This is a genomic window from Legionella sp. JM-2024, assembly GCF_055389095.1.
The window spans coordinates 1,144,777-1,159,280 of sequence record NZ_AP039388.1 but is presented as its reverse complement, the minus strand read 5'-3'; the positions used below and the strand labels follow the sequence as shown (position 1 = coordinate 1,159,280).

The window sequence follows — 14,504 nt, the reverse complement described above, 5'->3', positions numbered from 1 at the left end:
TCACGTATTGATCTGTTTTAAAAACTCTTCTTCCTCCATAACAGCCACTCCCAGTTCTGTCGCTTTGACCAGCTTTGAACCGGCTTCACTTCCAGCAACCACATAATCTGTTTTAGAAGAAACACTTCCGCTCACTTTCGCCCCCAAAGCCAATAATTTTGCTTTTGCCTCCTCTCTCCCCATACTGTTCAGAGTCCCAGTCAATACCACTGTTTTAGCAAAAAAGGGATTTTGTTGGTTGATCTGTTTTTTTTCAGGCTTGGGCCAATGAACACCCATTTCAAGAAGGCGTTGAATTACTTCAAGATTATGAGGTTGAGCAAAGAAATGGACTATATTAAAAGCAGCCACGGGACCGATGTCATTCAGAGTCATTAATTCGTCAATGGTTGCTGCCTTTAAACTCTCAACATCAGAGTAATGCTCTGCTAAAACCCTTGCTCCTGCTTCCCCGATTTCTCTGATTCCCAAAGCATATAAAAAGCGATTAAAAGTCGTTTTTTTACTTTTTTCCAAAGCGGATAATAAGTTTTTTGCTGATTTCTCTCCCATTCTGGGCAAATTAGCTAAAATTTGTAAGTCCAGTTCATACAAATCAGCTAAATGATGAACAATTCCATCATCGACCAACTGCTCGATTAACACACTGCCGAGTCCCTCAATGTACATTGCTTTTCGCGACGCAAAATGCCACATCATTCGTTTTAATTGTGCTTTACAATATAAACCACCAACGCAACGTGCGATAGCCTCATCTTCTTCTCTTATCACATCGGAACCACAAACTGGGCAATGTTTAGGGAGCTCAATCTTCCTGGCATTTTCAGGACGTTTTTCCAAAACGACAGAAACCACTTCAGGAATGACATCACCAGCACGACGAATAATAACTGTGTCACCAATACGAATGTCTTTCCGGGTAATTTCATCCAAATTATGCAGAGTTGCATTACTGACAGTAACACCACCAACGCTGACCGGCTCCAATCGTGCCACAGGAGTCACCGCACCGGTTCTACCTACTTGGAAATCCACTGCTAATAAATGGGTCATTTCCTCGCTAGCAGGGAATTTATGTGCACAAGCAAATCTGGGGGCACGAGAAACATAGCCTAATTGCTGTTGTAAAGAAATGCTATCAATTTTATAAACAACCCCATCGATTTCAAATGGTAATTGGCTCCTCTTGGCTAACATGTGTTGGTAATAGTCCAGGCACCCTTCTATCCCAACTGCTTTTTTAGTTTCAGAAGATACTCTAAATCCAAATTCTCTTAATAAATTTAATTGCTCCAAATGGCTATTAGGTAACTTATAACCCTCACAAGCTCCAATACCATAACAATAAATAGCTAGCGGGCGGCTGGCAGAAACCTCCGGATTTAATTGTCTTAGACTACCTGCAGCCGCATTACGAGGGTTTGCAAATGTTTTTTCGCCTTTCTCTCTGGCTTTTGCATTGTAGTCCTCAAAATCTGCTTTTGGTATATAAACTTCGCCTCGTATTTCGATCAATTTTGGAGGATTATTTGTTCTCAACTTTAAGGGAACCGAAGCAATAGTTTTGATATTGGCCGTAATATTTTCTCCTACAGCACCATCTCCACGGGTTGCTGCATGAGTCAAAAGCCCTTCTTCATAAGTGATGTTCACTGCTAATCCATCAAGCTTTGGTTCACAAGCAAATACCAGTTTTTGATTTGGTTCATCCAACTTCTCAATTGCACGTTTCATGAAGGCTTTTAATTCATCAGTGGAAAATACATTGGATAAGGACAACATCGCTTGAATATGGGCGACAGGCATGAATGCATCGGAAGGAGTACCACTTACCCTTTGTGTTGGGGAATCTGATGATAAAAATTGTGGATACTGTTCTTCAAGGTGCTGCAAGGACTTAAAACATCGATCATATTCCACATCCGGGACTAATGGCTCATCCAATACATAATAATGATAGTCATATTTCCTTATTTGCTCCTTAAGTGCTTCTATCTTTTCCTTAATCTCTTTATCACTCATTAATGAAGAATCCCAAAATAAAAACAACAGTTTATCATTTTTTTGCTTCTTTCAAATATGAGTACTTTCCATATCTTGAATCTTTTGTCAGAACCATGATATAGATACGTCTCTGTATTGAAGGAGATATTTTGAAAATGGAACTTCTACGTATTTTATCCGCTCTTTTCGTTTTATTATTCTCAACCCTAATCCATTCCCAACACGACTCAAATTCCAACCCAGGTATTGCGTTTGTGCATGGTACACGAGATCACAGGGAGGATGCTTATGGAGGGTATTGGAAAATTGATTTTATACAAACTATCTCCCAAGCCTTGGCCAAGCCGGAAAATCACTATGTAGTTCATTGTGATTTTAGCCAATATATGTGGCATGAAGACGCTGCCAATTGCGTTGCTGATCAACTTCTGGAATTCATCAACGATAAACAGGTGAGTTCTCTTACAGTCTATACTCACTCGGACGGCGCAAATATCGTTCGTTGGATTCTTTCAAACCCGACTTATGATGGTCGTTACATGGCGCTTAAACGCAAAATCAGTCAGGTCATTGCTATTGCACCCTCTAGCGGAGGAACTCCCCTGGCTGACGAAGTATTAAATGGAGGAGTATTTGAAACGGGTTTAGCCTGGTTATTGGGTTATCTTTCTGATGCTGTCAAGCAACAACGAGTAGGTGATATGCTTATCTATAATGATGAATTGCTCTTGGGAAGCCAGGGTCGACCTTCCCTATCTATTCCATTCAAAGTCATAGTTGGTACTGACGTGTATGCCTCACCTTTTTCAACATCCAGTTATTGCAACGGTTATATGCTAAATAGCGGGCTAAAAATTGCAAAACTCTATCTTAATCAGTGTGCTGACGGTTTCCTGGATTGCGATTCACAAGCTCAAGCTGGAGAAGTATGGTTCTATGACATGGATAAAACAGCCAACAACTTGCCTTTAAGCCATAACCAAAGTCGTCATTCTTGTTTTGGCTTGGAGCAAATACTTATCAGCGCTTTAGCAAATGAAGGAGTTGTAAAATGAAAACTACTCACCGTATACTCAATAAGATCCAAAATACTACTTTTATGCAGATGCTTTTTCCACCCATGCTTTTGGAAAAAACTCGCAACAGAGCTGGCTATCCCTCGTACTTTCCAAAAACATGGACACAGAAATCATGTGGCCTAAAATATCGCATTTTGAAGCATCTTGGGTATGTTTGGATATCCGCATTTTGTATCACTCAAGCTAATGCGTTCACATTGCCAAGACAACCCACCAAATCTTATGAATGTGATAGCTGCGGCCAATTATCTCGTGAAAATCTTCACGATAAATGGGAAATTGCGAATGAACCATTAAATCATAACATTAGTAATGTTCGTAGAAGTTATGGATATAAAGAGCGTATTTCCCTGGAACAATTACAGCATGGAATTATTATTTCCACCCAGGCACCAGGCGCTGTAGTTCGAATTACTCCTTTGCAGAATAAATCGATTCCAGAATTACTTATTAAAACGCCGGGTAATCAACTCCTGACCGTAAAAGAAGCTTCCTCCTTGTATAACCAGGATGAAGCATTCGGTAATCATCCTTTAGCTATTACAAAGCATCAGATTATGCTGCAGATAAAACCTGATCTTGGCTATGGAAAATTCCTGCTAAAAAGCAAAAACATTAATGCGAAAAATTCAGATACTTATATGGTTAATGTACTGGATAAATTTTCTATCACCTACTTGCAAGTTGAAACCGATTCACTTCACTATCAATATGGTGATAAGTTAACAGCTTCTATTTCTCTTCATAATGACATCACTGAGTACGATGTCAATGACATTGATGCTCGACTCGTAGGCCCTCAAGGTCAGGTAGTCCCTCTAAAACTAACCAAGATAAAATCCAATGAGTTTGAAGGAACCGCCACTTTGGATTCTGAATTAAATGATCATGGTGAAAATTGGTATTTGGAAACCGATGTTCAAACTGAGTATGGGCAAGAAATCATCAGAAGATCTGGTCATACCGCTTTTTCTTACTCTATTCCATCTGCCAGTCTTATGAATGTTAAAAAATTATCCTCTAAACCATTGACTTTTGTTGCCACTGTCGACGTTGCTACTGCAAGTAGGTATGCTTTGCAAAGCGTTTTGTTTCAAAAAAATGGTAAAGGTGAGGCAAGACCTATCCAAACCTCTCAAAGAGCACAATGGCTTGAACCAGGTAAACACGTCATTCAATTTACCTTTGACAATTCCAATCAATTGTCAGAGGATAGCCTTTATTTAGGCTATTTACGTTTGATAGATTACGGTCAGTTGAAAACTGTTTATCAATACAACCAATCTGTCAAGCTTAGCCAATTAGTGGATTAATGAATGACATTATTTTCTTCTATTACTTTGCTCGAGGGCATAGCCTTGGCTATCGCCCTTCAATTCTTATTACTCATATGGTTTTTAAAAAAACAAAATCAGCAAAAAAAACTTAGTGAACAGATTGGCGAAAAAACACAGCAAATGTTAAGCGCACAACTTCACCAGTTGCATATCGATTTAAGTCAATCTTATCAAATCAGCCAACAACATATTAATGAAAAAATAGCCCAAGGCCAACTGACTACCCAACAACTCATTAGCGATGCCGTACAAAAACAGATGACTGATGTCAGAGAACAAATGAACCATAGCTTTAAACACCATGCAAGCTCTCTTACTTCACACTTGCAATTGCTTACTGAGGAAATTCGCAATCACTTACACACATTAACCCAGCAGGTTAATCATAAATTGACTGAAGGTTTTGAGAAAACCTCCTCTACGTTCATTGATGTGGTCAAACGGTTAACTATCATTGATGAAGCACAAAAAAAAATCACCGAGCTCTCTAATCATGTCGTAAGCCTTCAAGACGTTTTGGTAGATAAAAAAGCTCGCGGTGCTTTTGGCGAAGTACAATTATCCACGCTCATTAGTAATATGCTTCCAAGTATGAATTACCAAATGCAGTATACTCTCAGCAACCAAAAGCGCGCCGATTGTATTTTGTTTTTACCCGAGCCCACTGGAAACGTAGTAATAGATGCTAAATTTCCTTTAGAAACTTATCAAAGATTAATTAATACCGATGCTTTATCAAGCGATCGAAAATCATTACAACAACAATTTCGTCAAGACATTCAAAAGCATATTAAAGACATAGCGGAAAAATATATCATTCCAAACGAAACAACTGATGGCGCTATGATGTTTATTCCTGCTGAATCTATATTTGCTGAAATTCATGCCAATTACCCCGATTTAATTGCGATGTCTCAAAGATTAAAAGTCTGGCTGGTATCACCTAGTACGTTAATGGCCGTACTCACTACTGCCAGGGCAGTACTTAAAGACGATGCGACTCGCAAGCAGGTCCATATCATTCAGAAGCATCTCCATGCTTTGGCTAATGATTTTCAACGCTTTGAAAAAAGAATGGATAAATTATCCAAACATATTGACCTGGCCCATCAAGATGTTAATGAGGTTAATACCTCTGCAAAAAAAATTACTTCCCGATTCCAAAAAATCGAATCAGTTGACATCGAGTTGGATGAGCCGGACGTAGCCAAATTAGAATTAGTTGACCCAGAATAAATCTAACTTAAGAATACCTAATTTAATGTGAACTCGATATAAAAGGCATTTTCTTTCCTTTTATATCGAACTCACGTTAATTTAACGGTATACTATGCAGTTTTCAGTTTTGATCATAAATTCCAATGAACACAAAAACGCTACTTTACCAACCCACAAAAAACAAACAAATTTGGGGAACACTCTATGGTAGTAGCCTGGCACTCGCGCTAGCAGAATATTGCCAACAAACCCCTGGAATTAAATTACTCATTACGCAAGACAATCTGAGTGCCAGCCAGTTACAAAACGAATTACATTTTTTTCTTAGCCCTGACAAACCAAGCCAGGAATTATTATTTTTCCCGGATTGGGAAACCTTACCTTATGATCAATTTTCTCCTCATCAAGACATTATCTCAGAAAGACTCTATGCTCTAAGCAGAATCCAACAAATTACAAATGGGATAATCATCTCCTCAGCCAGTACGTTAATGCATAGACTTTCTCCACCAGAATTTTTAAATCAATACGCCCTAATGCTCAAAGAAGGCCAAAAGCTTGACCTCAATGCGTTTAGAAATCAATTGCAGCAAGCTGGTTATCACTGTGTCAATAAAGTACTTGAGCATGGCGAATACGCTATACGCGGATCCATTATTGATGTGTATCCCATGGGTAGTGGTTTTCCCTTTCGTATTGAGCTATTTGATGATGAAATTGAAAGTCTTAGGGAATTTGATCCGGAAACACAACGCACAATAGAAAAAATAAATCAAATCAATGTATTACCAGCTCGCGAGTTCCCATTAAATGAACAAAGTCAGCTGCAATTCAGGCGCTCCTTCAGAGAGTATTTTCCAGGTAATCCCAGTCACTGCCCAATTTACGAAGCCATCAGTAATGGACAATTCCCTTCAGGTATTGAATATTACCTCCCTTTATTTTTTGATAAAACGGTTACATTTTTTGATTATCTGCCAACAAGTGCCAAAATCTGTTTAATTGAAGAAATTCAAGAGAAAGCCGAAGAATTCTGGCAAGAATTATGTGAACGCTTTGAACAACGCCGCCATGATATCAGCCGCCCCATTTTATCTCCAGAAAGCTGCTTTATTCGTCCCACTGACTTATTAACTAAAGCGAATACTTATGAACAATTGCGTCTGTACCATAAACCTTCAGAAAAAAAAGGCGCATTAAATTTTAATATTACCAAAGCACCTCAATTACCGATTGACAGGAAAAGTATTGAACCTCTGGGTCAATTGCATCATTACTGTTCAGATACAAGTCGTCGTTATCTGATTGTTGTCGAAAGTGCAGGTCGTCGTGAAGTATTACTGGATCTTTTGAAACCAAGCCACATTGTTGCGAAAGTACAAAATTCCTGGGCAGACTTTATCAATGATGATGCATCAATCAATATCACCACTGGACCATTGATTTATGGTTGTGAACTAGTTGACCAGCAAATTGCTTTGATTGTTGAATCACAATTATTTGGTGAACAAAGTACACCTCAACGACGAAGCACTCAAAAATCTGTTGATCCTGATTTAATTATTCGCGACATGGCCGAACTGAGATTAGGAGCCCCGGTTGTTCATCTTCAATTCGGGGTAGGACGTTATCAAGGTTTGCAGTATATCAGCACCAATGATACTCAAAGCGAATTCCTGGTTCTTGCTTATGCTGGAGATGACAAAATTTACGTACCAGTCACCTCTCTGCATATGATAAGCCGGTATACTGGTGTCGACAGCGAACATGCCCCATTACACAAACTAGGCTCTGATCAATGGCAAAGAGAAAAAAAGAAAGCTGCTGAGAAAATTCATGATGTGGCTATTGAATTGCTGGATCTCTATGCTAAAAGAGAAGCCCAACCAGGCCATCAATATGACTTTAATCAATCCGAATACATAAAATTTGCCAGTGGTTTCCCATTTACTGAAACCCCGGATCAGGAACAAGCCATCGAACAAATTATTAAAGATATGCAGTCATCAAGACCTATGGATCGATTAATTTGTGGTGATGTGGGATTTGGAAAAACTGAAGTGGCAATGAGAGCCGCATTTGTGGCAGTACAAAATGGGAAGCAAGTATGTATTCTTGCTCCAACTACTCTCTTGGCAGGACAACATTTTGAATCATTTCGCGATAGATTTGCAGATTTTCCAATTAATATTGAACTCTTATCCCGTTTTCGTAGCAATAAGGAATCCGAAGCAGTTCTTGCTTCATTACAGTCAGGCCAGGTAGATATCGTAATAGGCACCCATAAATTATTCCAGAATAATATTGCATTCAAAAATCTGGGCTTATTAATTATTGATGAAGAGCATCGGTTTGGAGTAAAGCAAAAAGAACATATTAAATCTCTACGTACCCATGTTGATATTTTATCCATGACCGCCACTCCAATCCCAAGAACCTTAAACATGGCAATGGCAGGAATCAGGGATATTTCTTTGATTGCAACTCCGCCTGCCAAGCGCTTGGCAATTAAAACATTCTGGCAAGAAAAAAATGACCTCACAATACGAGAAGCAATACTTCGTGAAATTTTAAGAGGAGGGCAAGTATTTTATCTTCATAATAATGTACAAACTATAGATAGAATTTGCCAAGATCTGCAATCTTTAGTGCCTGAAGCAAAAATTCAAACGGCACATGGACAAATGCGAGAAAGGCAATTGGAACACATTATGTCTGATTTTTATCATCATCGATTTAATGTACTGGTTTGCACAACAATTATTGAAACAGGAATAGACATTCCTACAGCCAATACCATTATTATCGATCGAGCAGATAAATTTGGATTAGCCCAATTGCATCAATTACGTGGTCGTGTAGGACGTTCTCATCACCAAGCCTATGCCTATTTATTAACTCCTAATGAAAAATTATTAACTCCCGATGCTGTTAAGCGACTTGAAGCTATTGTTTCCCTCGAAGATCTTGGAGCCGGCTTCACTCTTGCAACTCATGATCTGGAAATTCGCGGTGCCGGAGAACTCTTGGGCGAGGAACAAAGCGGTAACATGCATGCGGTAGGATTTAATTTATTTATGGAAATGCTCGATCGTGCAGTGAACGATTTAAAAGCCGGAAAAACACCTGAATTATCTGCCCCCATGCATCAAGGACCAGAAATTGATTTGAGAATTAGTGCCATTATTCCTGAAGATTACATAGGGGATATACACAATAGACTAATTATGTACAAAAGAATCGCAAACGCCAAAACCAGCCAACAATTAAAAGAGCTGCAAATCGAACTCATAGACCGCTTTGGTTTACTTCCGCAACCAGTCAAACATTTATTTTTAATCACTGAATTAAAATTGAAGGCTGAACAACTGGGAATTCAAAAAATCAGCGCTAGTGCCCAACAAGGAAAACTGGATTTTACTGAAAAACCTTCCATAGACCCAGCCGTATTGATTAATCTGATACAAGTCCATGCCAAACGCTATCAAATGGAAGGACCTCAACGACTACGCTTTACTTTAGACAGTGCTTCATCTGAGGAGCGCATTTTTGAAATCAGTTCCTTGTTAAGCAAATTATCTCATTAAGAATAATTTCACTCCCAAATAATGGACTGATGCTGTTGTAATGCCTCCTGGATTAAATGAGCATAAGCCTCTTCAACAACTCTCCTTTTCACTTTCAGGGTGGGGGTTAATTTATCATTCTCTGTCGTCCAAATGTCTTTTAAAATAAGGATATGGCTTACCTTTTCATATTTTGTTAACTTCGAATTAACTTGTTTTAAAATATCCTGCAATGATTGATTTACTTCCTCTTTTGGCATACCCAATCGCACTCCTTCATTTAAAGTAACTAATAATACGTTACTAGGTAATTCTCTTCCGACCAAACAGAGTTGTTCTATCATTTGGTTAGCAGAAAATAATTTTTCTATCGGCGAAGGAGCAATGAACTCTCCGGTCTGATTTTTAAAGTTTTCAGAAAGTCTGCCCAATATTTTTACTCTGTCCTCATTGTCAACATCAACCACATCCCCGGTTCGCAACCATCCTTCTGAAGTAAATGCGTTTTTGGTAGCTTGTTCATTTTTATAATACCCTGACATTAAACAAGGGCATTTCATCAGCAGTTCTTTATCCTCACCAACTTTTATCTCAACTTCCAATCTTGGTGTACCTACATAGCCTCGTTTTCTATCATTCAACATAGACAAGGTTGCATAAGCCAGATTCTCGGTTTGACCATATCCTTCCTGAATAAAAATGCCCAGTTTCTCAAAAAAATCCATAATAGATACAGGAAGATGAGAAGCACCACAAAAGCAATTAGTACACTCGTTTAATCCTAAGCTGTGAATGATCTTCTTTTTGATTAAGCCAGATACAAAAGGAATTTTTAATAAAAAATTTAATTTGGATGGGGGTAATTTTTGTTCAATTTTTTGCTTAAACACGCCCCAAATGCGGGGAACAGCAGTAAAAAAGGTAGGCTGTATTTCCCTTAAATTCTCTGCAAATTTATCCAAACTCTCAACAAAAGATACTGTGGCGTTAATAGAAACACTGCTCAGTTGAATTGCAGAACGTTCATATACATGAGCCAAAGGAAGATATGAAATTAATTTGTAATGTTCCAAGTCCCTGATTCTAAGCAAATCCTTAGGGAAAACACTTAAATAATTCGCTATGGATTGATTGGTATACATTGCTCCTTTTGGCGCTCCGGTTGTACCGGATGAATAAATAATGGTATACAAGCCATCAGGTTCTGGCTCTACCAGGTTAGTGAGTGGCTCACTCTCCAAAACATCTGACCAGGTATGATCTACTTGCAAATCTTTATGGTAATCAAAGCCGATTGTGCGATAACTATTGGGAATAAATTGTCTAACTCGCTGGTGATCATCCAATTTACCAACAAAAACCAACTTAACATCCCCATGCTTTAAAACATAATGAGCACTATCCTCATTTTGATTGGCAAACAAGGGCACATTAACCATTCCTGCAAGATGGATTCCAAAATCGGTGATAAACCACTCAGCACAATTTTTAGAGATAATAGAAATATGGTCGCCTTTTTTTAGGCCTAACTGGTGTAAAAAACCAGCTACTTTTCGTGCTTGCAGCATCACTTCAGCCCAGGTATATTCATACCAGACTCCATTTCTGGGCTGTCTTAAATACACACGTTCAGCAGCGTCTTTTTCATTTTTCAATAATAATTGAAATAATGAATTGGCATTCGATTCATTTGGCATAGCTTATCCTTAAGCTCTTTTAATTGTTATTCTAGACCAACCAGTTGTGAAATATTAAATTTTTCTCGCAAAACACAACTTTCTCCCTCTTGAATTGCTTCCTTTGCTTTATGAAAATCATAAAGCATAATACTTCTCAATTGAGGAACCAAAGTCAAATCAGCGGGATCTCCTGCCGCTCTTGCCCGAGTGATCCGGTCCTGCATTATTTTGATACTTCTGGTCAATACATCATAATACCCAGGACCATCACTAATTCCCATGATTCTTTTTATTAACTTATCAAACTGGCCTGAAAGCGCAGAAAAAAAACCTGGTTGTTCTGTTAGATTAGGAGCCATTCGCAATAAATCATGATTTAAATTAACAGCGATTACCATATCAGCTCCCATAGCTCGACATAATGTAATGGGAACAGGATTAACCAAACCTCCATCAACCAACCAACAATCCTTATATCGTTTTGGAGTGAATAAACCTGGTAAAGACATAGAGGAACGAATAGCCATTTCCAGAGAACCTTTGTTAAGCCATACCTCACGTCCCGTACTCAAATCTGTAGCAACAGAACTAAACGGTAATGGTAGATCTTCAATGTTTTTTTGAAGACCAAAATCCTTAAAAAAGGTCATCAACTTGCTACCCGATATAACCCCACCGCCTGAAAAATTCAAATCAATGAGTTTTGCCATTTCCCTTTTGTTAAGTTGTACTACCCATTGCTCAAAAAGATCCAAAGTCCCGCAAGCATAAATAGCACCCACCAAGGCTCCTATGGAACAGCCGGCGACGCAATCAATCGTAACACCCAACGTCTTAAGTGTTTTAATGACACCAATATGAGCCCAGCCACGTGCTGAACCACTTCCTAAGGCCAAGCCAATTTTAGGGTATTTATTTATCAAAAATAACTCCAAATATTAAGGTTTGTTGGCATTTAAGCATTATGCCCACGGATAAGTGTTGGGCAAAACTAATAACAATAATGCGACAATAAGGAATTGATCACAAGCTCAATTTGCACAAAACCAAAGGAGTATTGTATCGAATGTGAACTCGATGTCCTTGTAGCGAGACCTGTCAGAGGAGATTAATTACTGGAGTCCAATTTTCCAACAATGTAATTGTTGGTCACCCATGGGTTATTGAGGTATAAAGCTCAGCCCACCCCCTTGTATATAGCCATTAATATTTGCAAATATTACCTCTATGATCTATTTAAGTAACCCCATTCTCAAAAATAGTAAAATATTTATCTAATTTCAGCTCGAAAGCATTTAGAAATACCTAAATCAAATAACAGATATTTGACTACTTTACTATTATTTAACACATTAACCAAAGGTTAAAATAGTTTTTTTTTGACAAAATGGTAAAATAACAATCAATATTTTTAAAAAGGATTCTAATATGACAAAAGAACAAACTGAATATTATAGAAAAAAAATGATAGAAAAACGTGCAGAAGAAGATAAATTAATGCAAGATATAGCAAAGGAAGACATGTTGCGACACAGAAACGTGGCAATCCAAACATCTGAACGATGTGTTAAATTTGAAGGAAAAAAGAGCCCGAATCAAATTTATGAGGATTGGCTTAAAAAATACAAGGAGAAAAACCCGGATTTTAAAGAAGATGAAAATAACTTTAAAGCTGATAAGAATGGAAATGGCTGGATAAATTTTAAAGATCCAGAAGCCGAAGAAGATTTCGTTAGACACTTAGCTGCAAATCAATCTCATGGTGGTATTTTAGATAAAGGCATTCTCATTGCAAAATTTGAAGATGGGAAGCTCATTGACCCTAGAACAAATCATGAATTTCCAGAAGGAGAATATGCAAAACTTGTCCAGAAGCTTGATTCAGGAATTGCTTATAATGATATTCCTTTGTCAAAGCCTACAGCCCCTACTCCTTTCACTACAACTCCTTATTGAGGATTTGCTGATGTGCACAATACTACTCACCGCTATGCTTTCAATAAATGGCTTTAGAATCAGTTTTGCATAGCGAAAACGGGATGATCAAGTGTCATTTTGAGTTTGAATGAAGAGAACGGCGAGTTCTATTTATTCAAAATCAAAATAATCCCAAGAAATTGCTGAAACAACTAACCAAAGCCTGTCGCAGTTACAAAACAGATATACCCTTATTTTGTCCCGCCAACAGTCAAAGCATCAATCTTCAAAGTAGGCTGCCCTACTCCAACGGGAACTGATTGTCCTTCCTTGCCACAAACCCCAATCCCCCGATCCAATGCCAAGTCATTCCCAATCATGCTTATTTTTTTCATGACATCAGGACCATTGCCAATTAAAGTAGCTCCCTTAACAGGTTTTGTAACCTTACCGTTTTCGATTAAATAAGCCTCACTCGCAGAAAACACAAACTGACCCGAAGTAATATCAACTTGTCCTCCTCCAAAATTAACAGCATACAATCCTTTTTTCACTGTACGAATAATTTCTTGAGGATCATATTGACCAGCCAGCATATACGTATTCGTCATTCTTGGCATGGGAACATGAGCATAAGATTCTCGACGGCAATTACCGGTTGGCTGCATACCCATTAGTTTGGCATTCAATTTATCCTGCATATAATTCACTAAAATACCATTATCAATTAAAGTAGTGCACTGAGAAGGGGTTCCTTCATCATCAATAGTAAGCGAACCACGTCGATTCAATAGAGTACCATCATCCACCACTGTAACTCCTGGAGCAGCAACCTGCTGACCTAATCGACCTGAAAAAGCGGACAATCCCTTGCGATTAAAATCACCCTCCAAGCCATGTCCAACGGCTTCATGCAGTAATACCCCTGGCCAACCGGGACCAAGAACAACTGGCATGGTTCCAGCTGGAGCTGGTTCCGCTTCCAAATTGGTTATTGCTTCTCGCACCGCTTCACGTGCATAACTCAATGCATTTTCTTTCTCGGTAAAATAGGAGTAAGGTACTCGTCCACCCCCACCTGATCGAGCAGACTCTCTTCTGCCCTGCTTATCTTCAACGATAACACTTACATTAATACTAACCAAAGGTCTGACATCAGCCATCATTTGTCCTGTCATATTGGCAACCATAACCACTTCATAACAGCCACTTAAAGAGGCATTAACCTGGATAACTCTGGGATCAAGACTACGAGCTTCCTTATCAATCGCTTCCAATAACGCAATTTTTTCCTGTTTATTCATTCCTTCCAATGGATTCAAATTGTCATATCGATTAATCGGGGCTTTTAGTATTTTAATAGCTGGTACATTTTTTGCTCCAGTGAGAGCAATAGAACGCGCAGCATCAGCGGCACGAAGCATGGAAGGTAATAATATATCATCACAATAGGCAAAGCCGGTTTTATCACCACTAACGGCTCTTATTCCCACCCCTTTATCCAATGAAAAACTACCACTTTTAACTTCTGAATCTTCCAAATACCAGGACTCATAACTACAACTTTGGAAATATAGATCAGCATCATCGATATTACGATTCACTATCGTTTTGAATAATTTTTCTATACCTGCCTCATCCAGGGAGGCTGGTGTTAATAAAATATTTTTTGCTATGGCAAGAGATTTCGTCATTTATATACCT

Annotated in this window: 9 protein-coding genes; 5 read left to right on the top strand and 4 right to left on the bottom strand. The window is 38.5% G+C overall.

The features are described from left to right. Entirely contained in the window at nucleotides 1-2,022 is a 2,022-nt protein-coding gene (gene ligA, locus ACZ5EK_RS05055; RefSeq protein WP_464431741.1) for an NAD-dependent DNA ligase LigA, read from the bottom strand. A 137-nt stretch (nucleotides 2,023-2,159) separates the two neighbouring features. On the opposite strand from ligA, the gene ACZ5EK_RS05050 reads away from it, so the two are divergent. From ACZ5EK_RS05050 to mfd, 4 genes are all read left to right on the top strand, one after another. Then, nucleotides 2,160-3,059 carry a hypothetical protein gene (locus tag ACZ5EK_RS05050; protein WP_464431738.1) on the top strand — a complete coding sequence of 300 codons (900 nt, stop codon included), beginning with the start codon at nucleotides 2,160-2,162 and terminating at the stop codon, nucleotides 3,057-3,059. Then, on the top strand, nucleotides 3,056-4,396 hold the full coding sequence (locus tag ACZ5EK_RS05045; protein ID WP_464431736.1) for a DUF4785 domain-containing protein: 1,341 nt from the start codon (nucleotides 3,056-3,058) through the stop codon (nucleotides 4,394-4,396). The genes ACZ5EK_RS05050 and ACZ5EK_RS05045 overlap by 4 nt, the downstream gene beginning before the upstream one ends. Before the next feature lie 3 nt (nucleotides 4,397-4,399). After that, nucleotides 4,400-5,656: a DNA recombination protein RmuC gene (locus tag ACZ5EK_RS05040; RefSeq protein WP_464431735.1), complete on the top strand. Its 1,257-nt coding sequence runs from the start codon at nucleotides 4,400-4,402 to the stop codon at nucleotides 5,654-5,656. Between the two features lie 125 nt (nucleotides 5,657-5,781). Next, complete coding sequence (gene mfd, locus ACZ5EK_RS05035; protein ID WP_464431734.1) at nucleotides 5,782-9,225, top strand: transcription-repair coupling factor; 3,444 nt, start codon at nucleotides 5,782-5,784, stop codon at nucleotides 9,223-9,225. Nucleotides 9,226-9,233: 8 nt separating this feature from the next. On the opposite strand, the gene ACZ5EK_RS05030 is transcribed toward mfd, so the two are convergent. Both ACZ5EK_RS05030 and rssA read right to left on the bottom strand, forming a co-directional pair. Next, entirely contained in the window at nucleotides 9,234-10,901 is a 1,668-nt protein-coding gene (locus tag ACZ5EK_RS05030; protein ID WP_464431733.1) for an AMP-binding protein, read from the bottom strand. Nucleotides 10,902-10,927: 26 nt separating this feature from the next. Then, nucleotides 10,928-11,806: a patatin-like phospholipase RssA gene (rssA, locus tag ACZ5EK_RS05025; protein WP_464431732.1), complete on the bottom strand. Its 879-nt coding sequence runs from the start codon at nucleotides 11,804-11,806 to the stop codon at nucleotides 10,928-10,930. Nucleotides 11,807-12,311: 505 nt separating this feature from the next. Between rssA and ACZ5EK_RS05020 the strand changes: the two genes are divergently transcribed. Continuing rightward, on the top strand, nucleotides 12,312-12,839 hold the full coding sequence (locus tag ACZ5EK_RS05020) for a hypothetical protein (protein WP_464431731.1): 528 nt from the start codon (nucleotides 12,312-12,314) through the stop codon (nucleotides 12,837-12,839). A 212-nt stretch (nucleotides 12,840-13,051) separates the two neighbouring features. Here the strand turns inward: ACZ5EK_RS05020 and tldD are convergent, their stop codons facing one another. Further along, nucleotides 13,052-14,494: a metalloprotease TldD gene (gene tldD / locus ACZ5EK_RS05015; protein WP_464431730.1), complete on the bottom strand. Its 1,443-nt coding sequence runs from the start codon at nucleotides 14,492-14,494 to the stop codon at nucleotides 13,052-13,054. Nucleotides 14,495-14,504 lie beyond the last annotated feature (10 nt).

Excerpts from the sequence above, each read along its gene's own strand:
- ligA (WP_464431741.1), bottom strand. The coding sequence starts at position 2,022 with ATGAGTGATAAAGAGATTAAGGAAAAGATAGAAGCACTTAAGGAGCAA.
- ACZ5EK_RS05050 (WP_464431738.1), top strand. The coding sequence starts at position 2,160 with ATGGAACTTCTACGTATTTTATCCGCTCTTTTCGTTTTATTATTCTCA.
- ACZ5EK_RS05045 (WP_464431736.1), top strand. The coding sequence starts at position 3,056 with ATGAAAACTACTCACCGTATACTCAATAAGATCCAAAATACTACTTTT.
- ACZ5EK_RS05040 (WP_464431735.1), top strand. The coding sequence starts at position 4,400 with ATGACATTATTTTCTTCTATTACTTTGCTCGAGGGCATAGCCTTGGCT.
- mfd (WP_464431734.1), top strand. The coding sequence starts at position 5,782 with ATGAACACAAAAACGCTACTTTACCAACCCACAAAAAACAAACAAATT.
- ACZ5EK_RS05030 (WP_464431733.1), bottom strand. The coding sequence starts at position 10,901 with ATGCCAAATGAATCGAATGCCAATTCATTATTTCAATTATTATTGAAA.
- ACZ5EK_RS05020 (WP_464431731.1), top strand. The coding sequence starts at position 12,312 with ATGACAAAAGAACAAACTGAATATTATAGAAAAAAAATGATAGAAAAA.
- tldD (WP_464431730.1), bottom strand. The coding sequence starts at position 14,494 with ATGACGAAATCTCTTGCCATAGCAAAAAATATTTTATTAACACCAGCC.